The organism is Micromonospora sp. NPDC047756, from assembly GCF_055587245.1.
On record NZ_JBVJGQ010000004.1, the window covers coordinates 135,108 to 156,552 of the forward strand.

At 71.5% G+C, this 21,445-nt stretch carries 17 protein-coding genes; 7 read left to right on the forward strand and 10 right to left on the reverse strand.

Going from position 1 to position 21,445, the window contains the following annotated elements; all coding sequences use genetic code 11:
• Positions 1 to 82 precede the first annotated feature (82 nt).
• A complete protein-coding gene (locus tag ACZ6NZ_RS13765) occupies positions 83 to 1,336 on the forward strand; it encodes a phosphatidylserine decarboxylase (protein ID WP_465858511.1) in 1,254 nt (417 codons plus the stop codon).
• Positions 1,337 to 1,393: 57 nt separating this feature from the next.
• Here the strand turns inward: ACZ6NZ_RS13765 and ACZ6NZ_RS13770 are convergent, their stop codons facing one another.
• From ACZ6NZ_RS13770 to ACZ6NZ_RS13780, 3 genes are all read right to left on the reverse strand, one after another.
• Positions 1,394 to 2,344 (reverse strand): CDP-alcohol phosphatidyltransferase family protein, encoded by a 951-nt coding sequence (locus ACZ6NZ_RS13770; RefSeq protein WP_465858864.1) that lies wholly within the window; start codon positions 2,342 to 2,344, stop codon positions 1,394 to 1,396.
• A gap of 345 nt (positions 2,345 to 2,689) precedes the next feature.
• A complete protein-coding gene (locus ACZ6NZ_RS13775) occupies positions 2,690 to 3,628 on the reverse strand; it encodes an NUDIX hydrolase (RefSeq protein ID WP_465858512.1) in 939 nt (312 codons plus the stop codon).
• A gap of 849 nt (positions 3,629 to 4,477) precedes the next feature.
• On the reverse strand, positions 4,478 to 5,428 hold the full coding sequence (locus ACZ6NZ_RS13780; RefSeq protein ID WP_465858513.1) for an NUDIX domain-containing protein: 951 nt from the start codon (positions 5,426 to 5,428) through the stop codon (positions 4,478 to 4,480).
• A 143-nt stretch (positions 5,429 to 5,571) separates the two neighbouring features.
• Between ACZ6NZ_RS13780 and ACZ6NZ_RS13785 the strand changes: the two genes are divergently transcribed.
• Positions 5,572 to 5,964, forward strand: a complete 393-nt coding sequence (locus ACZ6NZ_RS13785) for a PspC domain-containing protein (RefSeq protein WP_465858514.1) — start codon at positions 5,572 to 5,574, stop codon at positions 5,962 to 5,964.
• A 7-nt stretch (positions 5,965 to 5,971) separates the two neighbouring features.
• Here the strand turns inward: ACZ6NZ_RS13785 and guaA are convergent, their stop codons facing one another.
• Together guaA and ACZ6NZ_RS13795 are read right to left on the reverse strand one after the other, a co-directional pair.
• Positions 5,972 to 7,528 (reverse strand): glutamine-hydrolyzing GMP synthase, encoded by a 1,557-nt coding sequence (gene guaA, locus ACZ6NZ_RS13790; RefSeq protein ID WP_366612074.1) that lies wholly within the window; start codon positions 7,526 to 7,528, stop codon positions 5,972 to 5,974.
• A gap of 152 nt (positions 7,529 to 7,680) precedes the next feature.
• Positions 7,681 to 9,378, reverse strand: coding sequence for an FAD-dependent oxidoreductase (locus ACZ6NZ_RS13795; RefSeq protein ID WP_465858515.1), 1,698 nt, complete (start codon positions 9,376 to 9,378; stop codon positions 7,681 to 7,683).
• 145 nt (positions 9,379 to 9,523) lie between these two features.
• Here ACZ6NZ_RS13795 and ACZ6NZ_RS13800 point away from each other — a divergent pair, with 145 nt between their 5' ends.
• Positions 9,524 to 10,642 (forward strand): LCP family protein, encoded by a 1,119-nt coding sequence (locus tag ACZ6NZ_RS13800; RefSeq protein ID WP_465858516.1) that lies wholly within the window; start codon positions 9,524 to 9,526, stop codon positions 10,640 to 10,642.
• A 7-nt stretch (positions 10,643 to 10,649) separates the two neighbouring features.
• Here ACZ6NZ_RS13800 and ACZ6NZ_RS13805 read toward each other — a convergent pair whose 3' ends face one another.
• Together ACZ6NZ_RS13805 and ACZ6NZ_RS13810 are read right to left on the reverse strand one after the other, a co-directional pair.
• Positions 10,650 to 12,107, reverse strand: coding sequence for a M1 family metallopeptidase (locus ACZ6NZ_RS13805; RefSeq protein WP_465858517.1), 1,458 nt, complete (start codon positions 12,105 to 12,107; stop codon positions 10,650 to 10,652).
• Positions 12,108 to 12,218: 111 nt separating this feature from the next.
• On the reverse strand, positions 12,219 to 13,622 hold the full coding sequence (locus ACZ6NZ_RS13810; RefSeq protein WP_465858518.1) for a M1 family metallopeptidase: 1,404 nt from the start codon (positions 13,620 to 13,622) through the stop codon (positions 12,219 to 12,221).
• Between the two features lie 185 nt (positions 13,623 to 13,807).
• Between ACZ6NZ_RS13810 and ACZ6NZ_RS13815 the strand changes: the two genes are divergently transcribed.
• Positions 13,808 to 14,923, forward strand: coding sequence for a sugar phosphate isomerase/epimerase family protein (locus ACZ6NZ_RS13815; RefSeq protein WP_366612082.1), 1,116 nt, complete (start codon positions 13,808 to 13,810; stop codon positions 14,921 to 14,923).
• A 68-nt stretch (positions 14,924 to 14,991) separates the two neighbouring features.
• Here the strand turns inward: ACZ6NZ_RS13815 and ACZ6NZ_RS13820 are convergent, their stop codons facing one another.
• A complete protein-coding gene (locus tag ACZ6NZ_RS13820; RefSeq protein ID WP_366612083.1) occupies positions 14,992 to 16,110 on the reverse strand; it encodes a GuaB3 family IMP dehydrogenase-related protein in 1,119 nt (372 codons plus the stop codon).
• Positions 16,111 to 16,140: 30 nt separating this feature from the next.
• Positions 16,141 to 17,703 carry an IMP dehydrogenase gene (gene guaB / locus ACZ6NZ_RS13825; RefSeq protein WP_357234815.1) on the reverse strand — a complete coding sequence of 521 codons (1,563 nt, stop codon included), beginning with the start codon at positions 17,701 to 17,703 and terminating at the stop codon, positions 16,141 to 16,143.
• A 185-nt stretch (positions 17,704 to 17,888) separates the two neighbouring features.
• Between guaB and ACZ6NZ_RS13830 the strand changes: the two genes are divergently transcribed.
• Positions 17,889 to 18,308, forward strand: a complete 420-nt coding sequence (locus ACZ6NZ_RS13830) for a DUF5319 domain-containing protein (RefSeq protein ID WP_465858519.1) — start codon at positions 17,889 to 17,891, stop codon at positions 18,306 to 18,308.
• A 330-nt stretch (positions 18,309 to 18,638) separates the two neighbouring features.
• Here the strand turns inward: ACZ6NZ_RS13830 and ACZ6NZ_RS13835 are convergent, their stop codons facing one another.
• On the reverse strand, positions 18,639 to 19,454 hold the full coding sequence (locus tag ACZ6NZ_RS13835; RefSeq protein WP_366612085.1) for a helix-turn-helix transcriptional regulator: 816 nt from the start codon (positions 19,452 to 19,454) through the stop codon (positions 18,639 to 18,641).
• Positions 19,455 to 19,707: 253 nt separating this feature from the next.
• On the opposite strand from ACZ6NZ_RS13835, the gene ACZ6NZ_RS13840 reads away from it, so the two are divergent.
• Complete coding sequence (locus tag ACZ6NZ_RS13840; protein ID WP_355010075.1) at positions 19,708 to 20,091, forward strand: WhiB family transcriptional regulator; 384 nt, start codon at positions 19,708 to 19,710, stop codon at positions 20,089 to 20,091.
• Between the two features lie 725 nt (positions 20,092 to 20,816).
• Positions 20,817 to 21,380 carry a hypothetical protein gene (locus ACZ6NZ_RS13845; RefSeq protein ID WP_465858520.1) on the forward strand — a complete coding sequence of 188 codons (564 nt, stop codon included), beginning with the start codon at positions 20,817 to 20,819 and terminating at the stop codon, positions 21,378 to 21,380.
• Positions 21,381 to 21,445: the final 65 nt, after the last annotated feature.

A 21,445-nucleotide genomic window follows, 5' to 3' on the forward strand; every position in this document is an offset into this window, starting at 1 on the left:
TCGCCTCCGCCGGCCGGCCCGTCCCGCCCATGGCGGTCCCGCCGCGATTCCCGTCTCTACCCCCGTCAGGAGCCCGCCCGACATGACCCAGTCCCCCGCCGTGCGTACCACCGGCCGGTCCGGTCCGGTCCGCATCGGCGAGCGAGCCGCCCGTACCCTCGTCGCCGAGCTGGCCCGGATCAACGACCCCAAGGCCGCCCTGCTGGTCGGGGTGACCCCGGAATCCGCGGTGCTGGCCGCGGCGGTCGACGCGCTGCTCCCCGGTGACCGGCTCACCGTGGTGCCCGCCGAGCCGTTCGGCGCCGCAGCGCTCAGCGAGCACGTCACAGCCCAGGGCCGCTGGGTGGCCGACCGGGTGAGCGTCGTCGACTCGCTGGCCGAGGCCGAGGCCGCCGAGGTCGTCATCGCCGCTGAGGCGTTCACCGGCACCGCCGAGGCCACCCGCAGCGGCGTCGAGGGGTTGGTCAAGTACCTCACCGACGGCGCGGTGCTGAGCGTGGCGACCGTCGCCACCCCCGGCCGCACCGAGGGTGCCGCCGCCGAACTGGCCCGACAGGACGCCCTCTACGGCGTCGGCGCCGATCTGGTGCTGCGTAACTCGCCGCCGGTGCGGGTCTACCGACTGCGGTTCACCCCGGCCAGCCCGGCCGCCGCCGACAGCCTGGCCCCCGCGTACCGGCCGTCGAGCGTGCCGGTGACCCGGGGGATGCACATCGACTCCAACGGCGTGGCGGCGGCGGGCATCGCGCTGGGCCTCGCGGCGCTGGCCCGGGTGGCGCGCCCGTCGTCCAAGCTGTGGCTGCTGCCGGCCCTGGCCGCCGGGCCGGTCGCCGCGTTCTTCCGGGACCCCGAACGGGACGTGCCGGAGGACCCGAGCGCCGTGGTCGCCAGCGCGGACGGCAAGGTCCTGTCGGTGCAGCGGCTGCACGACGAGCGCTTCGGCGACGGCGAGTGGCTACGGATCGCCGTCTTCCTGTCCGTGCTGGACGTGCACGTCAACCGCGCTCCGGTCGCCGGCAAGGTGGTGGACTACTTCGTCGCCGATGGCGGCTTCGTCAACGCGATGAAGCCGGACGCCGAGCACAACGTCGCCGCGTACACCGTGCTGGACACCGCTCGCGGCACCGTGGTGGTCGCGCAGCGGACCGGGCTGATCGCCCGCCGGATCGTGCAGCGCGCGCCGATCGGCGCGCTGCTGGCCAGGGGCGAGCGCTTCGGACTGATCCGGTTCGGCTCCCGGACCGACGTCTATCTGCCCGCCGAGGCCGCCGACCCGCTGGTCGGGCCGGGCGACAAGGTGGTCGGCGGGTCCACGGTCATCGCCCGCTGGCGCTGACCCGCAGACGAAGAACGGGGCGCCGCTGACCGCGGCGCCCCGTTCTTTCTGTTCAGATCAAGCGGTACGACGTTGCCGCAGCCAGAGAACCGGCCCGCTGACCAGGTAGCCCACCACGATCAGGGCGAACGTGAGTCGGATGTCGACCAGCGCGCCGATCACCGGGGCCAGCCAGAGCCACGGCGGCAGCTTCACCAGGCGGGCGAGCTTGGCGTACGGGAAGCTCGACACCATCGCGAAGGCCAGCAGCGCCACCCCGGCGACCAGCACGGCACCGGGCACCGGCAGGCCGATCGCCACTGTCACGGCAAGAACCGCGGCCGCCATGGTGGTGGGCACCCCGCAGAAGAACCTGCCGTCCTTCGGCGAGACGTTGAAGCGGGCCAGTCGAATCGCGGCGCACGCCGCGACCAGGGCGCACGCCACCGCCGCCGCCGCCGTGGAGACGGAGCCGGCCAGCGAGGCGTAGACCACCACCGGCGCGGCGAGACCGAACGAGCACATGTCGGCCAGTGAGTCCATCTGCGCGCCGAACGGGCTGGCCACCCCGAGCCGTCGGGCCAGCGCGCCGTCCAGACCGTCGAAGCCGACGCACGCGATCAGGCAGAGCGCCGCCATGCGCACCTCGCCCTGCATGGCCAGGAAGATGGCCAGCATGCCGAGCATCAGGCTGGCCAGCGTGCAGGCGTTGACCAGGCCGAACTTCATCCGGCGCGCGATGGTGCGCTCGCCGGGGAGCAGCGGGATCGGGTGGGCCTCGCCGGTCTGCGTCATCGGGGGCATCGCCGGACTGACCGGCATGACCGCCTCGACGTCGGCCCGGTCCAGGCCCAGTGTCGGGTCCACGCCCAGTGTCGGTCGGCTGAGCCGGTCCAGGCCGTAGCGACGGCGCTGCCGATCGGCGTACCGGTGCTCGGTCGGGGCCAGGTCGGTCGGGTGCAGGTCCTCGTCGCGGCGACCGACCCGGACCAACAGCACCTGGCGGGCGAACGTGCTGCTGCGGCGCAACCGGCCCGCCCAGCGACGCCCTGCGGGGCGCGGACTGTCAGTAGTACGACGCCGGCGCCATGGGGCTCTCGGCACGTTTCCTCCATCACCGGATCTGCTGACCGCCGAGTGGCGGGTGTCCGGCTGTCTCGTGCCGGACCTTGCATGGCCCGGCAGCCGTTTTGCGGAGTACACCATCGCATAGGGGAACATGGCTTGGCGATAGCTGCCGGCGGTACTTGTATCTGGCTTAAACCGCTCGAACCGCTCGCTTGTTCCCATCCCGGGCTTCATCGCCCGTTTCCTCCATCATTCCCGCCTCTGACTGTACCGGAGGGTCACCAAGTCGGCTCACCGAGCGGCGTGCTATCGGCCACTCTGTCCGATTGCCACGGAAGCGATGTCACTCAACGGCAGCTCAGTCGTCTCCTCGCGGGTGAACCACCCCGCCCGCGCCGTCGACCCCCCGGCGGACTCGGTGACCACCGCGTCGGTGGGTACGTCCACCAGCACCCGATAGATCACCCGTACGCCGTGCCAGTCCAGAGGCCGACCCTCCGGGCCCAGCGCGGCGGGGTTGTGCAGATTGTTGACGCCCAGAAGCTCCACGACCCGACCCAGCTGCCCGCCCTCCTCGACCAACTCCCGCAGCAACCCGGTGGTCGGCTGCTCGCCGTGATCGGTGCCCCCGCCGGGCAGATGCCACAGACCGGCCCCCGGGTAGCCCTCCGCGATCTGGGTGAGCAGGATCCGCCCAGCAGGATCGGTGACCAGCCCGTACGCCCCGAAGCGCAGCCGGCGGTCGGGGTGCTGCGGCGGCAACAGGTCCCGCGACCGGTGCGCCGCCAGCGGCAGTGCGCTGACCGGCAGGCCGAGCGCCTCGGCGGTGAACGGGGTCAGCGGCAACCGCCTCACCTCTGCCGGCGAAAGCCAGCGAGCCTGGTCGACCAGACCAGCCTCGACGCCGCGCGACCCGCCCCCGGGCCGCGCACTCTCCCGCTCCGCGCCGTTGGGCAGCGCGTTGAGGTCGAACAGCAGCCGGTCGGTGTGCAGCGCGGTCTCGTCCTCCGGAAAGGTGGCCACATCGGCGACCACCGCGAGTAGTCGCGACACCGCGACCGTCAACCCGGCTTGCTCGTCGACCTGGCGGCTCACGGCGCGCTCCGGATCCTCGGCGTGCCCGACGACACCGCCGGGCAACCGCCAGACCCCGGGAAACTCCCCCTGCGCCCCGTCCCGAACCAGCAGGACCCGGCCCGAGTCCCGCAGGAGGCCGTACGCCCCGACTCGCCGCACGAATTGCACCTTCGCTCGCCCCCGCCCCACACCCGCATCTGTTGTTCAAGAAGCTGTCGTCATCCAGCTCGCGTTGCGACAATAACTTCATGATCAACGCGAGGCGCCGCACGGAGAGCCCGCAGAGGTCGGCGAACGGGCGCGTCCAGGCCACGATAGCCAGCCCCTGACGGCGACCGATCAGCCCCGCGAAGAACCCCGAGCCCGTTTCATGACCTGGTCCGCGCCCCTCCATCAGCCCTCATTGTGAAGCTCAGTCACGCTGCCGGTGACCAGACCGACGGTGATCCACTCGGCTTCACGGAAGGCGCGGTATTCCGGCGCCCGGAATACCGCGTTTTCAAGGAGCCCGAGTGGATCATGGGCTTACCGAAGCGGGACGACGCTTCAGGCCGCGCCAAAGAACCGGGACTCCCTGCCCGGGACGCCCATGCGGAACTCCTCAGCGGGGTCCCACGCTCAAGATCGCGCAACATCCAGGATGTAGTGGCCTCGGCGAGGTGCCGATGCCACTACATCCTGGTTCAAGCACGATCGTGCAGGGGGCACGGCGCACGACGCAGGGAGCACGGCGCACGGCGCACGACGCAGGGAGCACGGCGCACGACGCACGGCGCACGACGCACGGAGCACGGCGGGCGGGGCACGGCGCACGGAGCACGGCGGGCGGGGCACGGCGCGCGGCGCGCGGCGGGCGGGGCACGGCGGGCGGCGGGCGGGGCACGGCGCAGGGGGCACGGCGAACGGCGGGCAGGGCACGGCGCACGGCGCACGACGCACGGAGCACGGCGGGCGGCGGGCAGGGCACGGCGCAGGGAGCGCGGCGCGCGGCGCAGGCTCCTTGCGGAGTGGTCGGGGTCAGGTGAGGTGAGCGGCTTGGACTGCCTCGGCGGTCACCTCGGTGAGGCGGTCGGTGGGGAGGGCACCCAGCTCCTCGCGGCCGAACCAGCGGGCCTCGCAGGTGGAGCCGCCGACGTCGGCCACGGTCAGTGGGTTGGGCTGGTCGACGACGACCCGGTAGAAGGCGCGCACGCCGTGCCAGTCGATCGGGTAACCCTCGGGGCCGAGCGAGGCCGCGTCGCGGTGACTCGCGACGCCGAGCAGTTCGACGAGGCGGCCGGCCTGGCCGGTTTCCTCGATCAGCTCCCGGATGAGGGCCGCGCCGGGCTGTTCGCCGTAGTCGGTGCCGCCGCCGGGCAGGTGCCAGCAGCCGGCACCCGGGTAGCCGTCGGAGATGCGGGTGAGCAGCACTCGACCGGCGGGGTCGGTGCAGACCGCGTACGCGGCGAAGCGCTGGGCTCGGTGCAGCCCGTCGGGGCCGGGCACGGCGTAGAAGGAGGGGAACTCGGGTGCCTCGTCGGGCACCACGTCGGCCGAGGAGGCGGGCAGCCCGAGGGCGCGTGCGGTGAACGAGCGCAGCGGCAGCTCGCGCGCCCCGTCGAGGGTGTACCACCGGGCCAGGTCGGTGGGGCGCTCGCCAACCCGGTCGGCGAGGGTGCCACCGCGCACGGCCACCCGGTAGATCAGCCGGTCGGTGTGGATGGTGATGCCGCGGTCGGGAAGTGCCCGCATGTCGGCGAGCACGTCGGCCAGGCCGGAGACGGCGACGGAGAGGCCGGTTTCGGCGGCGGTCTCGCGGACGACCGTGTGGTTCGGGTCCTCGCCGTGGTCGACCGCCCCACCGGGCAGGGACCACACGCCGGGGGTGCCGGAGCGCTCCGATGCGCGGACCAGCAGGACTCGGCCGCTTGAATCAGCACAAACTGCGTATGCCGCGATCCTGCGGAGCGGCTTGAGCAAGGTGGTCACGGGAGCAAATTCTCCCCGGGCCGGGTTACCGGAACGGAAAAGAGTCGGATTCCTGACTATCTGGCCCCGGTCAGGGATTGGTCAGGGTAAGGATCCGGGCGGTCACCGAGGGCGGGCGGGGCGCCAGCGCGGACTGTGGGGGTATGACATCGACCACCGCTCCCCACGCCCCGTACAAGCAGCTCCGGCGACCCACCACCGACCGCATGGTCGCCGGGGTCGCCAGCGGCGTCGGCCGCTACTTCGCCGTCGATCCCACACTGGTCCGGGTGATCTTCGCGGTCACCGGCCTGCTCACCGGCGGGCTCGCGCTGTTCGCGTACCCGATCATGTGGTTCCTGATGCCGGAGGAGCCCAGCGGCGCGCCGGCGTGGCCGCACGCCACGGGCGCCGCGCCGCAGAACGGCCCGCCGCCCACCGCCGGGCCCGCGCCCGGGGGGCAACCGCAGGGGTACGCCCCGACGCCGCCCTACCCGCCGGCGACGCCGGCCAGCCCGCCGCCGATGACTCCGGCCAGCCCGCCGCCGGCGGCCTGAGCGGCGCTCACTCCCACTCGATGGTGCCCGGCGGCTTGCTGGTGACGTCCAGGACCACCCGATTGACCTCGGCGACCTCGTTGGTGATCCGGGTGGAGATCCGGGCCACGATGTCGTAGGGCAGCCGGGACCAGTCGGCGGTCATCGCGTCCTCGCTGGAGACCGGGCGCAGCACCACGGGATGCCCGTAGCTGCGCCCGTCTCCCTGCACACCGACGCTGCGCACGTCGGCCAGCAACACCACGGGGAACTGCCAGACACCCCGGTCGAGGCCGGCGGCGGTCAGCTCCTCGCGGGCGATCAGGTCGGCCTGGCGGAGCAGGTCGAGCCGCTGCTGGTCGACCGCACCGATGATCCGGATGGCCAGGCCGGGGCCGGGGAACGGGTGCCGCCAGACCATCGCCTCGGGCAGGCCCAACTGGAGGCCGAGCGTGCGGACCTCGTCCTTGAACAGGGTGCGCAGCGGCTCGACCAGCGCGAACTTCAGGTCTTCCGGGAGGCCGCCCACGTTGTGGTGGCTCTTGATGTTGGCGGTGCCGGTGCCGCCTCCGGACTCCACCACGTCGGGGTAGAGGGTGCCCTGGACCAGGAACTCGACGTCGCCGTGTGCGGCGATCTCGCGGGCCGCGGCCTCGAAGACCCGGATGAACTCGCGACCGATGATCTTGCGCTTCTGCTCCGGGTCGGTCACCCCGGCGAGCGCGCCGAGGAACCGGTCGGTGGCGTCGACCACCTTCAGCTTGATGCCGGTGGCGCTGACGTAGTCCTTCTCGACCTGCTCGGCCTCGCCGGCGCGCAGCAGGCCGTGGTCGACGAAGACGCAGGTGAGCTGGTCACCGACGGCCTTGTGCACGAGCGCCGCGGCGACCGCCGAGTCCACTCCGCCGGAGAGGCCGCAGATGACCTCCTTGTCGCCGATCTGGGCGCGGATCCGGGCGACCTGCTCGTCGATGATGTTCTCGGGCGTCCAGGTCGGCTCGATGCCGGCGATGTCGTAGAGGAAGCGGGTCAGCATCTCCTGGCCGTGCGCGGTGTGCCCGACCTCCGGGTGGAACTGCACGCCGGCCCGGCGACCGGCCAGGTCCTCGAAGGCGGCGACCGGCGCGCCCGCCGACTCGGCGGTGACGGTGAAGCCGTCGGGCGCCTCGGTGACGCAGTCGCCGTGGCTCATCCACACCGGCAGGTCCGCCGGCAGGTCGCGGAGCAGCACACCGGGGTCGAGGAGGCGGGGGCGCAGCGGGGTGCCACCGTACTCACGGTTGCCGGTCCTGGTGACGGTGCCGCCGAGCGCCTGGGCCATCGCCTGGAAGCCGTAGCAGATGCCGAAGACCGGCACGTCGGCGCTGAACACACCCGCGTCGATCTGTGGCGCGTCCGGGGCGTAGACGCTGGACGGGCCGCCGGACAGGATGATCGCGGCCGGGTTCTTCGCCAGCATCTCGGCGATCGGCATCGAGTGCGGCACGATCTCGGAGTAGACCTTCGCCTCACGGACCCGGCGGGCGATGAGCTGGGCGTACTGGGCTCCGAAGTCCACCACGAGGACTGGGCGAGGCAGGCTCATGTGCACGAAGCCTACCGACAGTCACGGCCACTGCCGGCACCGGCTCGCCGGCAATCCACTCTCCCCGCGATCTTGCACTTTCTGCCCCGACAAAGGTCACGAAGGCCGCTTAACGACGACCGAAAGTGCAAGATCGCGGGGGTGGCGGCGGGTCACTGTCGCAGCGCGCCGGGGGCGTGTGGCGGGACCGCCGGGTTTTGCGGGGGTACGGGGGGTAGGCGGCGGTACGGGGTGCCCAGGGGCGGGCGGGGGTCTTCTTCGCCCTTGTTGGGCCAGAAGGACATCGCCCGTTCCGCCTGCGCGGTGATCGTCAGGGACGGGTTCACGCCCAGGTTGGCCGAGACGGCCGCGCCGTCGACCACGTGCAGCCCGACGTGCCCGTACACCCGGTGCCAGGGGTCGATCACCCCGTCGGCCGGGGTGGCGCCGATGACCGCCCCGCCCAGGATGTGCGCGGTCATCGGAATGTCGAACGGTTCGGTGAGTGAGCCGCCGGGGTTGCCGCCGATCTCGTCGGCGAGCATTCGGGCCGCGGTGTTGCCGGCGGGGATCCAGGTGGGGCTGGGCGCGCCGTGGCCCGGGCCGGTGACCAACCTGCCGCCGAGCGGGCCACGCCGCCACCGGGTGGTCAGCGAGTTGTCCACGGACTGCATGACCAGGGCGATCACCGTCCGTTCCGACCAGCCGCGTACCGACAGCATCCGCGCCGCCAACCGCGGCTGCCGCACGATGCTGCCCAGCCAGCGGCGCACCCGGTGCGGGCCGCCGTCGACCAGCAGCGACTGGAGCAGCCCCATCGCGTTGGAGCCCCGCCCGTAGCGGACCGGCTCGACGTGTGTCTGCGGGTCCGGGTGGAACGAACTGGTGATGGCCACCCCCTCGGTGTAGTCCAACCGCTCGGACCGGGCCCGTCGACGGGGCACCGAGGCGCCGAGGATCGCCTCCGAGTTGGTCCGGGTCAGCTCACCGAGGCGGGGCGAGAGCCCGGGTAGCGCGCCGTCGGCCCGCATTCCGTGCAGCAGTCGCTGGGTGCCGAGCGCCCCGGCGGCGAAGACCACCTGGTCGGCGTGGACGACCTGCCGACCCTTGCGCAGCCAGGCGCCGGTGCGTTCGGTGCGCACCTCGTACCCGCCGCCGTCTGCGGGCCGGACGGCGGTCACCGTGGTCAACGGACGGACCGTGACCCCGAGCCGTTCGGCGAGCCAGAGGTAGTTCTTGACGAGGGTGTTCTTCGCCCCGTGCCGGCAGCCGGTCATGCACGAGCCGCAGTGCAGGCAGCCGGTGCGGTCCGGGCCGGCACCGCCGAAGTACGGGTCGGCGATCCGCTCGCCGGGCCGGCCGATGTGCACGCCCACCGGGGTGGCGTGGAAGGTGTGCCCCACCCCCATCCGCTCGGCCACCGCGCGCATGGCACGGTCCGCGCCGGTGTGCACCGGGTACGTGGTGACCCCGAGCACCCGTTTCGCCTGGTCGTAGTGGTGGGCCAACTCGTCGCGCCAGTCGGTGATGTCCCGCCACTGCGGGTCGTCGTAGAAGGCCGGCAGCGGTTCGTAGAGGGTGTTCGCGTAGACCAGCGAGCCGCCGCCCACCCCGGTGCCGGAGAGCACCAGCACCCCGCCGCCGGATCGTCGACCGGCCGGGCGGAGCAGGGTGAGCCGTTGGATGCCGTAGCAGCCCAACCGCGGTGCCCAGAGGAACCGGCGGACCCGCCAGGACGTCCGCGGGAACTCGTCGTCGGCGAAGCGGCGGCCGGCTTCCAGCACCGCGACCGAGTAGCCCTTCTCGGCCAGTCGGAGCGCGGTGACGCTGCCACCGAAGCCGGACCCGATGACGACCACGTCGTACCGCATGGACGCATCATTACTCGCGAGTAGCGCTCGCGCCAGCGGCACCTTTCGCGCGATCATGCTCCGGCCGACCGACCCGGCGCCTTCCGGCCGCAACCCGGAGCACCCGTCGGAGCGTTGTTCACCAGACGGGTGGGAGGAATCCAGGATGGTTCTCGGGTCGATGGCACCGCGCCGACGGTGGCTGCTGCTGGGGTTGGCGGCCCTCGCCGTCGTCGCCCTGATCGCGGCCGGCACCGTGGTGATCACCCGGCTGGCCGGCGACGACAAGCCGGGCGGCGCTCCGGTGGCCGGCTCACCGACCCCGTCGCCGGCCGGCACGCCGACGCCGAGCCCCAGCGGCCCACCGCCGGGCGCGGACATCACCGGGCCGCTCAACCTGCTGCTGGTCGGTGTGGACACCCGGGTCAGCGTGCCCGGTTGGGAGCCACACTCGGACGCCGTGCTGGTGCTGCACGTACCCAAGGGGTTGGATCGGGCGTACCTCTTCTCGCTCCCCCGCGACCTGCTGGTGGACATCCCGGCGTTTCCGAAGGCCGGCTACAAGGGTGGCAAGACCAAACTCACGCACGCGATGAGCTTCGGCAGCCGGGTGCCGGGCAAACCCAAACAACCGAGCACCGCCCAGGGGTACGAGCTGCTGCGCAGCACTGTCAGCGGTTACACCGGGCTGCGCATCGACGCCGGCGCGGTGCTCACCTTCAACGGGTTCGACCGGCTGGTCGACGACCTGGGCGGGGTGGACATCTACATCGACCAGCGGGTCGAGTCGCTGCACCGCCGACCGGACGGCAAGTACCGGGAGCCCGCGCCGGGCGGCTACAAGGGGCCGCAGCAGGTCTACGAGAAGGGCGAGATGCACCTGAACGGCTGGCAGGCGCTGGACTACGCGCGGCAGCGCTACATCACCGGCGGTGACTACGCCCGGCAGCGCCACCAGCAGCAACTGATCCGGGCGATGACCCGCAAGATCCTGGACGAGGGCCTGGCCAAGCAACCCGAGCGCGTCGACCAGGTGGTCTCCTCGCTGGGCGACACGCTCGTCTACGTGGGCGGACGCCGGATCGTCGACATCGCGTACGCCCTCAGTGGCCTGCCGGAAAACCGTTTCACGCTGGTCGGGCTACCGGGTTCCGGCGTGGGCAAGGGCAGCGCCTACCGGGGTGAACAGCTCACCACCGAGGGCCGGAAGTTCCTCACCGAACTGCGCGCCGGCCGCGCCGACGCCTACCTGGCCGCCCACCCCAAACTTGTCGTGAAGAACTGACCGCGGCTCAGAGCCGCTTGGGCTGGGCGGGCTTCTTCGTGCCGTAGAGCCAGGCGTCGAAGAGCGCGTCGAGCTGCTGGCCGGAGATCCGCTCGGCCAGGGCCACGAACTCGGCGGTGGTGGCGGTGCCGTCGCGCTTCTCCGCCGCCCAGGTCTTGATGATCTCGAAGAACGCCTTGTCGCCGACGGCGACCCGCAGGGCGTGCAGGGTCATGCCACCGCGCTGGTACACCGACTCGCTGAACAGCTTCTCCGCGCCCGGCTTGCCCGGCGGTGTCTGCCACACCCGCGCGGACATGCTGGCGTACCGGTTGTCGAACACCTCCTTGGCGGTGTACGCCCCGGTGTGCTCGGCCCAGAGCCACTCCGCGTACGTCGCGAAGCCCTCGTTGAGCCAGATCTCCTCCCACCTGGCCAACGCGACGCTGTCGCCGAACCACTGGTGGGCCAGCTCGTGGGCGACGACCTCGGTGTTCTCGCCCCGGCGGAAGAAGCTCGCCGCGTAGACCGGTCGGCTCTGCGTCTCCAGCGCGTAGGAGATCCGACTGTCGGAGATCACCACTGCGCCGTACGCGTCGAACGGGTACGGCCCGAACACACTCTCCAGGTAGTCGGCCACCGCGACGGTCTGCGCTATCGACGCGTCCGCGTTCCCCTTGGGCTCGGTGGTGGTGACCGCGTTGTAGACCGGGCGGCCCTTGTGCTCACCGGTGGTGATCCGGAACTTGCCGATCACCAGCGTGCTCAGATAGCTGGCCATCGGCGACTTCTCCGACCACTTCCAGGTGGTCCAACCGCCCGTGCTGGTCTTCCCGCCGGGAACGCCGTTGCTGATCGCGGTGAGGCCGTCCGGAACGGTGACCTCGAAGTCGTAGGCCGCCTTGTCCGACGGGTGGTCGTTGACCGGAAACCAGGTGCTGGCCGACTCGGGCTGGCCCAGCGCGATGGCACCGTCGGCGGTGTGCAGGAAGCCACCGTCACCCAGCGCCTCGTTCTTCAGCGGCTTCGGCTTGCCCGCGTAGGTGACCTCGGCGACGAACCCGTTGCCGTTGATCAACCCGGAAGCCGGCTTGATCACCAACTCGTTCCGGTTACGGCTGTGGGTCGCCGGTGCGCCGTCCACCGTCACCGCGCGGACGGTCAGGCCGGCCAGATCGAGGTTGAACGACGACAGGTCGGTGGTCGCGGTGGCCCGCACCGTTGTCGTACCCGTCAACTGGTCCTTGGCCGGGTCGTAGCGCACCTTCACCGTGTACCGCCCGACGTCGTAGCCGCCGTTGCCGTAGGTCGGGAAGTAGGCGTCGCCGACCCCGTCGGCGCCGGCGGCGAACGTCCGCGCCGGCGAGGGGGACGCGCTCGGTGGTGGGGCCGCCTCCGGGCCCGCCGAGTCGCATCCGGACAGTGCGAGCGCACCGGTCACCAACAGGCCGGCAGCCACTCGCAGTCGGTGCCGCGTCCCGCGCATCCCACACCCTTTCCGCGCGGTGGCCGGTCACGGCCCCCGCAGTCCCGCGCGAACGGGCACCTGCCCGCCGTTCGCAGGCGGCAGCATATCGACACCGGCGGCGGGGCCGGGTCACGGCAGTGTGGGAGCCGACCCACCCACCAGCCAGGCGTCGAAGAGCGGACGCAGTTGCCGCCCGGCGACCCGCTCGGCCAGCGCGACGAGGTCCGACGTGGTCGCGTTGCCCGCCGCCCGCTCGCTGGTCCAGGTACGCAGGATGCGGAAGAAGAGGTCGTCACCGACGGTCCGGCGCAACGCGTGCACGGCGAGCGCCCCGCGCTTGTAGACGGCCGGGCCGAACATCTGTTCCCGGCCCGGCTCGACCGACGGCTGCGTCCAGTCGGTCGACGCGTACTGCATCTCGAAGTTGCGCTGAGCCGTCCGGCCGCCGTCGTGCTCCTCCCACAGCCACTCGGCGTAGCTGGCGAAACCCTCGTTGAGCCAGATGTCGCTCCACCTGGTCAGCGACACGCTGTCGCCGAACCACTGGTGCGCCAGTTCGTGCGCGACGACGCTCGGGTTCGGCCGGTCGTCCGCGAAGAAGCCGGGCCCGTAGACCGGCCGGGACTGGGTTTCCAGCGCGTACCCGATCCGGTCGTCGGCGATCACGATCCCCCCGTACGAGTCGAACGGGTACGGGCCGAAGCGGCTGGCCAGGAAGTCGACGATCGCGCCGGTACGGGCCAGCGAGGTGGCTGCGCCACCGGTCGCCGGCAGGCTCGCGGCCACCGCCGTGACCATCGGTCGTCCGGCGTGCGTGCCGGTCACCACCCGGTAGTCGCCGATCACGAGCGTGCTCAGGTAGCTGGCCATCGGGGCGCGCTCCGACCAGCGCCAGGTGGTCCAGCCGTCGGCGCTGCTCTTCGGCCCGGGTACGCCGTTGCTCAGCGCGGCCAGGCCGTCCGGGACGGTCACCGCCAGGTCGTAGGTGGCCTTGTCCGACGGGTGGTCGTTGACCGGGAACCAGGTGGCGGCCGAGTCGGGCTGGCCGAGCGCCACCGCGCCGTCGGCGGTGTGCAGGAAACCACCGCTGCCCAACGCCCCGTCGTCGACGGCGGTGGGGACGCCCTCGTACTCGACGGTCACGGTGAACTGCCGGCCGCGCGGCAACCCGTCGCGGGGGGTCACCACCAACTCGCCCTCGCCGCGTCGGTGCTCGGCCGCCGCGTCACCCACGCTGACCGCGCGGACCTCCAGGCCGACCAGATCCAGGTTGAACCGGGACAGGTCCTGGGTGGCGGTGGCCGTGACGACGGCTCGACCGGTCAGCCGGTCGGTCGACGGGTCGTAGCGCACGTCGAGGCCGTAGTGCCTGACGTCGTAACCGCCGTTGCCGTGCCCCGGCACGTAAGGGTCGCCGACGTCGGCGGCGCCGGGCCGGAAGCCGTCGCGGTCGTCGCCGGTGCAGCCCGTGACGGCCAGCCCGATCGCGCAGGTCAGCGCGGCGACGCGCAGTCTCCGTCCGGTCCGGACCATCCCCACCCCTCCTGCGGCACTCCGCTCAGGCCGAGCCTAGCCAGCATCGAGGGCCGCGCGGCCGGGATCGACGATCATCAGTCACTTTCGTCGGAACAAACGAAAGTAATGATCGATCTTCACTTTCTTTCGACTTAGACCGACGTTAGTGTCTGGTCCCGACCACCGTCGCGAAAGGTGGAACCATGCCAGACCACACCGCCCCCGACGCCACCCCCACCGGCCGGCTCAGCCGCCGATCCCTGCTCGCCGCCTCCGCCGGTGCCGCCGCCGCGATCGGCGCGGCCGGCCTACCCGTCCTCGCCACCGGCACCCCCGCGCTCGCCAACCCCGGCAACGCCAGCAAGCTACGGGTGGAGCCGCTGATCCCGGCCCGCAACCGCGGCATCATCCTCTACAGCGTCCGCGACCGGATCACCGCCGCGCCCGACGACAGCGGGGTGCCGTACGGCTTCGAGCGCGTCCTCGCCCGACTCGCCGAGATCGGTTACAAGGAGATCGAGTTCGCCGGCTACACCCAGAGCACCGAGATCCTGGGCCGGCAGATCACCCCCGCCGAGATCCGCAAGATCCTCGACGACAACGGCCTGGTGGCCAACGGCACCCACGCCACCATCCAGCCGGCCACCTTCCAGCAACAGCTGGACATCGCCGAGGAACTCGGCATGAAGAACATCGGCACCGGCAGCGACCCGACCAGCAGCGCGTACAAGGCAGAGTGGGACGCCGCCGCCGACATCTGGAACGAGCTGGGTAGGCAGGCCAAGGCCCGGGGCATGCGGCTCTACACGCACAACCACGACGCCGCGTACAACTTCCTGATCGACCGGGGCCCGCGCGACGCGCAGGGCCGGCAGACCCGGTCCTCCGGCATCCGCCGGCTCGAATACTTCTTCGAGATCACCGACCCGCGGTACGTCTTCTTCGAGCTGGACATCTACTGGGCCTACGTGGCCCGCTACAAGCACCAGAAGTACGTCAACGCGGCCGGCCAGGAGGTCACCGACCTGTTCGACCCGATCCTCACCGTGGCCGACCGGACCACCCGGTTCCCGCTCTTCCACGCCAAGGACGGCGACCGGGACACCAGCGTCCCCAACGGGTACCAGATGACCCCGCTGGGCGACGGCGACCTCAACTTCCAGCAGTTCTTCCAGACCATCGGCGAGCGCAACTTCCACCACGCCAACTGGGAGATGGACACCGCCCCCGGCGGCGCGGACAACAAGGGCCAGTCGCTCGACTTCGCGGCGACCAGCTACCGCAACATGTCCGACCTGACCATCTACGTGGAGAAGTGACAGTCGGCTGAACGCGAACGAAGGCCGGCCCGTGCTCGGGCCGGCCTTCGTTCGTCGTCCTGGAAGGGTCAGCGGTCGAGGACCAGACCGACCTTCTGGAACTCCTTCAGGTCGCGGTAACCGCACTTGGCCATCGCCCGACGCAGCCCACCGAACAGGTTGAGCTGGCCGTCGGCCTCGTCCGCCGGCCCGAAGAGCAACTGCTCCATCGACCCGAGCGGCTCACCGGAGACCTCGAAGGCGCCCCGGGGCAGCGACGGGTGACTCGCCGCCGAGTGCCACCAGGCACCACCGGCAGGAGCCTCCTCGCAGAGCGACAGCGGCTCACCGAGCATCACCGCGTCCGCGCCGCAGCCGAGCGCCTTGGCGATGTCACCCGAGGTCTGCATGTCACCGTCGGCGATCAGGTGCACGTACCGGCCACCGGTCTCGTCCAGGTAGTCCCGGCGGGCCGCCGCGGCGTCGGCGATCGCGGTGGCCATCGGCACCCGGATGCCCAGCACCGACTCGGTGGTCGACCACTCGTCGCCACCGATGCCCACGATCACGCCGGCCGCGCCGGTGCGCATCAGGTGCAGCGCCGTCTTGTAGTCGGTGCAGCCACCGACGATCACCGGCAGATCGAGGTCGGCGATGAACTCCTTGAGGTTCAGCGGCTCATCGGTGGTCGACACGTGCTCGGCCGAGACGATGGTGCCCTGGATGACCAGGATGTCCACCCCGGCGTCCAGGATCACCGGCGCCAGCGCGAGGGTGTGCTGCGGAGAGACCCGCACCGCCACGGTGCCGCCACCGGCACGCAGCTCGCGGACCCGCTCGGCGATCAGGTCCGGGCGGATCGGCTCGGCGTACACCTCCTGGAGCCGCTTGGTGGCACGGGCCTCCTCGTCGAGGCCGGCCAGCTCGTCCAGCACCTTGGTCGGGTTCTCGTAGCGGGTCCAGAGCCCCTCGACGTTGAGCACGCCGAGGCCGCCGAGCTGACCGAGCCGCACCGCGGACGCCGGGCTCATGGTGGCGTCGGAGGGGTGGCCGACGCACGGAATGCCGAACGGGTACGCGTCGAGCTGCCACGACGTCGAGACGTCGTCGACGTCCCGGGTGCGGCGGCTCGGCACGATGGCGATGTCGTCCAGGTGGTAGCCGCGCTGCGCGGTCTTGCCCAGCCCGATCTCGACCACGTCACGCATGGGGGACTCCAGGTGGTTGGGGGTGTTGGATCAGCGGGTGTGGTAGTTGGGCGCCTCGACGGTCATCTGGATGTCGTGCGGGTGGCTCTCCTTCAGACCCGCCGCGGTGATCCGGATGAGCTGGCCCCGGCGGTGCAGATCGGGGATGTTCTCCGCACCGGCGTACCCCATGGCCAGCCGCAGCCCGCCGACAAGCTGGTGGGCGACCCGGGACAGTGGCCCCCGGTAGGGAACCTGACCCTCGACGCCCTCGGGAACCAGCTTGTCGTCGCTGAGCACGTCCTGCTGGAAGTAACGATCCTTGCTGTACGACTTGGCCTGACCCCGGGACTGCATCGCGCCGAGCGACCCCATCCCGCGGTACGTCTTGAACTGCTTGCCGTTGACGAAGATCAGCTCGCCGGGGCTCTCCTCGCAACCGGCCAGCAGGCTGCCGAGCATCACCGTGTCGGCGCCGGCCACCAGAGCCTTGGCGATGTCGCCGGAATACTGGATGCCGCCGTCGCCGATCACCGGCACGCCGGCCGGGCGGGCGGCCCGGGCGGCCTCCATGATCGCGGTCACCTGCGGCACGCCGACCCCGGCGACGATCCGGGTGGTGCAGATCGCGCCCGGCCCCACGCCCACCTTGACGCCGTCGGCGCCGGCGTCGACAAGCGCCTTCGCGCCCGCGTACGTGGCCACGTTGCCGCCCATGATGTCGACCGTCACGTCGGCCTTGAGCCGGCGGACCATGTCCAGCACGGCCCGCTGGTGACCGTGCGCGGTGTCCACGATCAGCACGTCGACGCCCGCGTCGACAAGGGCACGGGCCCGCTTGTACGCGTCCTCGCCCACACCGATGGCGGCGGCGACCCGCAGTCGGCCGGCGTCGTCCTTGCTGGCGTCCGGGTACTGCTCGCTCTTGGTGAAGTCCTTCACGGTGATCAGGCCACGCAGCCGGCCCGAGTCGTCGACGATCGGCAGCTTCTCGACCTTGTGCTGACGCAGCAGCGCCAGAGCCTCGTCCTTGCTCACCCCGACCCGCGCGGTGACCAGCGGGGTGTGGGTCATGATCTCGCGGACCGGAGTGTTCGGCTCGGAGACGAAACGCATGTCCCGGTTGGTGACGATGCCGACGAGCTGGCCGTCGCCGTCCACCACCGGAACACCGGAGATGCGGTAACGCCCGCACAGCTCGTCGACCTCGCGCAGCGTGTCGTCCGGGCTGGCGGTCACCGGGTTGGTGATCATGCCGGACTCCGAGCGCTTGACCAGGTCGACCTGGAGTGCCTGGTCCTCCAGGGAGAGGTTGCGGTGCAACACGCCGATGCCGCCCTGGCGGGCCATGGCGATCGCCATCCGGGCCTCGGTCACCGTGTCCATCGCGCTGGACAGCAGCGGAATGGACAACTCGATGTTGCGAGTGAGCTTCGTTCGGGTATTCACCCGGCTGGGCACCACGTCCGACTCGCCCGGCTGAAGCAGCACGTCGTCGAAGGTGAGGCCGAGCGGAACCACCCGGGCGGAGCCGGCCGGCAGCTCGGGCAGGTGGCCGCCCAGGTCGGCGTGCTCGCCGCCGGCCGGAAGATCGGTGCTGGGCGAATTTTCCACGATTGCTCCCCTGAGCTGCTCGGATGGGCTTCAGCGAGGTGGCGCGGGCGGGCACCGGAGCGCACCACGATGCCGGCACGTCGCCTCATCGTACCCAGTGAGCTGGGCGACCCGTCCGTGGCAGGCCGGCCGGCGCGGAGGCCGGGGGGCGGACGTTCGCGCCGCGTTGGGTCTACGGTGAGGGGGTGCACGACGAGCCCATCGACCCGTTCAATGGCGACCCGGCCGATCCGACCGCGGGTCTGGATGACCCGGGCGATGACGCGACGCCGGATCCGCTGACCGACGTCGAGCGGCAGGATGTGCTGGAAGACCTCGCTGACCTGGAGATCTACCAGGCGCTGCTGGCCCCGATCGGGGTTCGCGGGCTGGTGATCGAATGCGAGGACTGTCGCGAGCCGCACTACTTCGACTGGGACCTGCTCCGTGGCAACCTGCGGCACCTGCTCAACTCGGGCAGGCCGCGGGTGCACGAACCCGCCTACGACCCCGACCCGGACCACTACGTGACCTGGGACTACGCCCGGGGTTACGCGGATGGGGTGCACGACACCCTGTCCGAGGGCACCGAGGACGAGCCGGGCACCCCGACCGCCGCCAAGTAACGCCGCCGCGCGGCGTACCCCTGCTGTGGGGTTCTCTGCTCCGCGCGGCGTGCCTCGGTGGCGTGGCCCGCCCTGGCCTTGCGGCGCGCCCCCGGCCGCGCGGCGTGCCTCGGCCGTGCGGCGCCACACACTGCGGCCCAGCCTTGCGGCGTGCCCCGGCCTTGCGGCGTGCCCCGGCCTTGCGGCGTGCCCCGGCCTTGCGGCGTGCCCCGGCCTTGCGGTGCGCCCCGGCCTTGCGGTGCGCCCAGCCGCGCGCCCCGGCTGCGCGGGGTGTCGTGCGAGCCGCGCTCGCTTCCGCGCGGCTCGGACGTGCGGCGCGTTGTCCGGGTGTCAGGCCACCAGACCGGCGCGGAAGCCCGCCGCCACCGCGTGGGCCCGGTCCCGGGCGCCAAGCTTGCGGAACAGCCGCCGGGCGTGCGTCTTGACGGTGTCCTCCGAGACGAACAGCTCCCGGCCGATCTCCGCGTTGCTCTTGCCCTCGGCCATGCCGAGCAGCACCTGAAGCTCACGCTCGGTGAGGCCGATCGACGCCCGACTGGGTCGGGCGTTCGGGGCGGGACGGCTCGGGTCGGTCTGCGCCGGCGACTCGCCCGTCCCCGCTTCCGCCTCGTCGTCGCCCCGCTGCACCGGCACCGACGCCACCCCGGCCGGCCCGTCGGCTGCCGTAGCCGTCCAGCCGGGCTCACCGGAACCGCGCGGCGACGGCCCGGAGCGACCGGAACCACCCACCGCCGCCGCGTCGCGGGCCGGATCGGTGATGCGCTGCCGGGAGGCTCGGCCAGGCGCGGTGAGCAGCAGGAGCGCTTTCGCCACCGCGCTGGTCAGATCATGGTCGACGTTCTGGATGAGCCCCCGGGCGCCGGCGCTGATGGTGGCCGCCGCGGCCTCGGATTCCTCAGTGCCGAGCAGCAGCACCGCCGCCTGCGGCGCACGCGCCAACACCCGTCGAACGAAGCCGGCGCTGTCCGGCCGAGTGAGGGCCGTGTCGGCCAGAACCACGTCGGCCGGTCGCTCGGCCAGCCGCAGCATCACCTCGGGATCAGAGACGGCGGTACGAACGATCGCGGACAACCCCAGCCGCGCGGCAGCAGAAGCAAGGTGCTGGGCCGCGAGTGGTGTCCGAACGCACACAAGAACGGTACGCACTGTGGTCTCCTCTCCGCCAACGAGCAGACCATGACGCGGTCGGCTGGGGAGGGGGTTCCCGGCAATCCTTCGAACTTTTCCGACAGATGGGGCAAAAGCCGCAATTTCCCGGACGTTTTCGATCACAGACGTGTGAGTTGGCAACGGCCCGGGTACCGGGAGATCCAGGCCGGGAACGGTGCGCCTGCGCGGCCCGCCGCCCGGATGCCGGCCATAAGGATTCTCGCGGAGCCGCGCGGGAGGAGGGGTGCTGATGTCGAACGTACGTAGACTGCCCGGACCCATCGTCGATCTCTGGGACTGGCAGCGACTCGGTGCCTGCCGAGGGCGCGACAGCGCCCAGTTCTTCCACCCCGACGGTGAGCGTGGTTCCTCCCGGCTGCGTCGCGAGTCCACTGCCAAGTCGGTCTGCCGCGCCTGCCCGGTTCGCGCCGAATGCGCCGCCCACGCCCTGTCGGTACGAGAGCCTTACGGCGTGTGGGGCGGCTTCAGCGAGTCGGAGCGCCTGCGACTGCTCGCCGTCGGCTGGGAGGACCTGGCAGACCGTCGGCACGCCCGGGTCGACGTCGCACGACTGGAGGCCCGCCTGGGTCGTCCGCACAAGTCGACCGTCCCAGCCCAACGCAACGTCGCCTGACCCGACACACACGTCCCCGACATCCGCGAACCGCGCCTCCGCCTCGGAGGCGCGGTTCGCGCGTTTCAGGCGTTTGAGGCGGTTCAGCGGTTTGGTGGTTTGGCGGTTTGGTGTGGTCAGGGTCCTGCCGTGCCCCTTGAACCCTCTCGTCTCGGCTGCGGCAGGGGTCGAGGGGCACGGCCTGAGGGGCTGGCCCGTGACTGCCAGCATGGGAGGTTTGCCTGGTCCAGGGCATTCCGGCCTGACGCGGGATATGGACCTCTGCCGGCCCCCTCGGTTGTGTGGGCCGGCTTCTGCGAGGTTCGCGAACTCTGTCCGGTGACGGGGCGCACCCGTGGGCCGGAATCATGGCCGGGGCGGGGTCGTTACACACCCTGACGATCGCAGCACCACCGACCGCGGGCCGGCCTCTGAGGGTCGGTCGCGCAGGTGGGAATGGCAGCCTTGACCCGGTCGTTGCAGTCCCCACGACCACAGGCACCGCCTCGACGAGGGTGCCCGATGGGTCCGAACCCGGAATGACCCCGGCCCGCAGGTCGTTACACAGGGTCCCGGCGCCACGAGCCCCCGCTCGCCAGGCCGCCGACTCCGACGCCCCGGCAGGGCGTCACCCCTCAGACTTTCCCCTTGTTAGTGCAGCGCCGGACGAGGTGCTCACACCCCCACCACCGTTTTCCCCCCTTGTTGGTGGTGTGGGTGTTCCTACCCCCGAAGGAGCTACCCCCATGAACACGATCATGCGTAAGAGCGTCCTGTCCGTTGCGGGTCTCGCGTTCACCGGTGGTGTGTTCGCCGGCCCGATCGCCGCCCACGCCGCCACCCCGGTGGATGCCAAGCCCGTCGCCGTGGCGGTGCAGTCGGCCGCGCCGAAGCCGCAGGGCGACCAGTCCCACATCAGCCTCAACGACGAGCAGACCGCCAACGTCAAGGCGATCATCGCCGCGACGAAGAAGGCCGGCCTGCCCGAGCGGGCCGCGGTCATCTCGATCGCGACGAGCCTGCAGGAGTCCAAGCTGGAAAACCTGGGCCACCTGGGTGATAGGAACGACCACGACTCGCTGGGCCTGTTCCAGCAACGCCCGAGTTCGGGTTGGGGTACGCCGGAGCAGATCACCGACCCCGAGTACTCCACCACCGCCTTCTTGAAGGGTCTGAAGCAGGTCGACGGGTGGCAGGACATGCCCCTGACCGACGCCGCGCAGACGGTGCAGGTGTCGGCCTACCCGGACGCCTACGCCCAGTGGGAACAGCAGGCCACCGACCTCGTCGCCCAGCACTGGAACAGCTGACCAGCACCACCACACGACAAGCACCCGACACCACAGCACAGCACAGCGCCACAGCACCACCGCAC

Bases quoted from the DNA above. Each gene is read 5' to 3' on its own strand.
- ACZ6NZ_RS13765 (WP_465858511.1), top strand. From the start codon at position 83: ATGACCCAGTCCCCCGCCGTGCGTACCACCGGCCGGTCCGGTCCGGTC.
- ACZ6NZ_RS13785 (WP_465858514.1), top strand. From the start codon at position 5,572: ATGACATCGACCACCGCTCCCCACGCCCCGTACAAGCAGCTCCGGCGA.
- guaA (WP_366612074.1), bottom strand. From the start codon at position 7,528: ATGAGCCTGCCTCGCCCAGTCCTCGTGGTGGACTTCGGAGCCCAGTAC.
- ACZ6NZ_RS13795 (WP_465858515.1), bottom strand. From the start codon at position 9,378: ATGCGGTACGACGTGGTCGTCATCGGGTCCGGCTTCGGTGGCAGCGTC.
- ACZ6NZ_RS13800 (WP_465858516.1), top strand. From the start codon at position 9,524: ATGGTTCTCGGGTCGATGGCACCGCGCCGACGGTGGCTGCTGCTGGGG.
- ACZ6NZ_RS13805 (WP_465858517.1), bottom strand. From the start codon at position 12,107: ATGCGCGGGACGCGGCACCGACTGCGAGTGGCTGCCGGCCTGTTGGTG.
- ACZ6NZ_RS13810 (WP_465858518.1), bottom strand. From the start codon at position 13,622: ATGGTCCGGACCGGACGGAGACTGCGCGTCGCCGCGCTGACCTGCGCG.
- ACZ6NZ_RS13815 (WP_366612082.1), top strand. From the start codon at position 13,808: ATGCCAGACCACACCGCCCCCGACGCCACCCCCACCGGCCGGCTCAGC.
- ACZ6NZ_RS13820 (WP_366612083.1), bottom strand. From the start codon at position 16,110: ATGCGTGACGTGGTCGAGATCGGGCTGGGCAAGACCGCGCAGCGCGGC.
- ACZ6NZ_RS13840 (WP_355010075.1), top strand. From the start codon at position 19,708: ATGTCGAACGTACGTAGACTGCCCGGACCCATCGTCGATCTCTGGGAC.
- ACZ6NZ_RS13845 (WP_465858520.1), top strand. From the start codon at position 20,817: ATGAACACGATCATGCGTAAGAGCGTCCTGTCCGTTGCGGGTCTCGCG.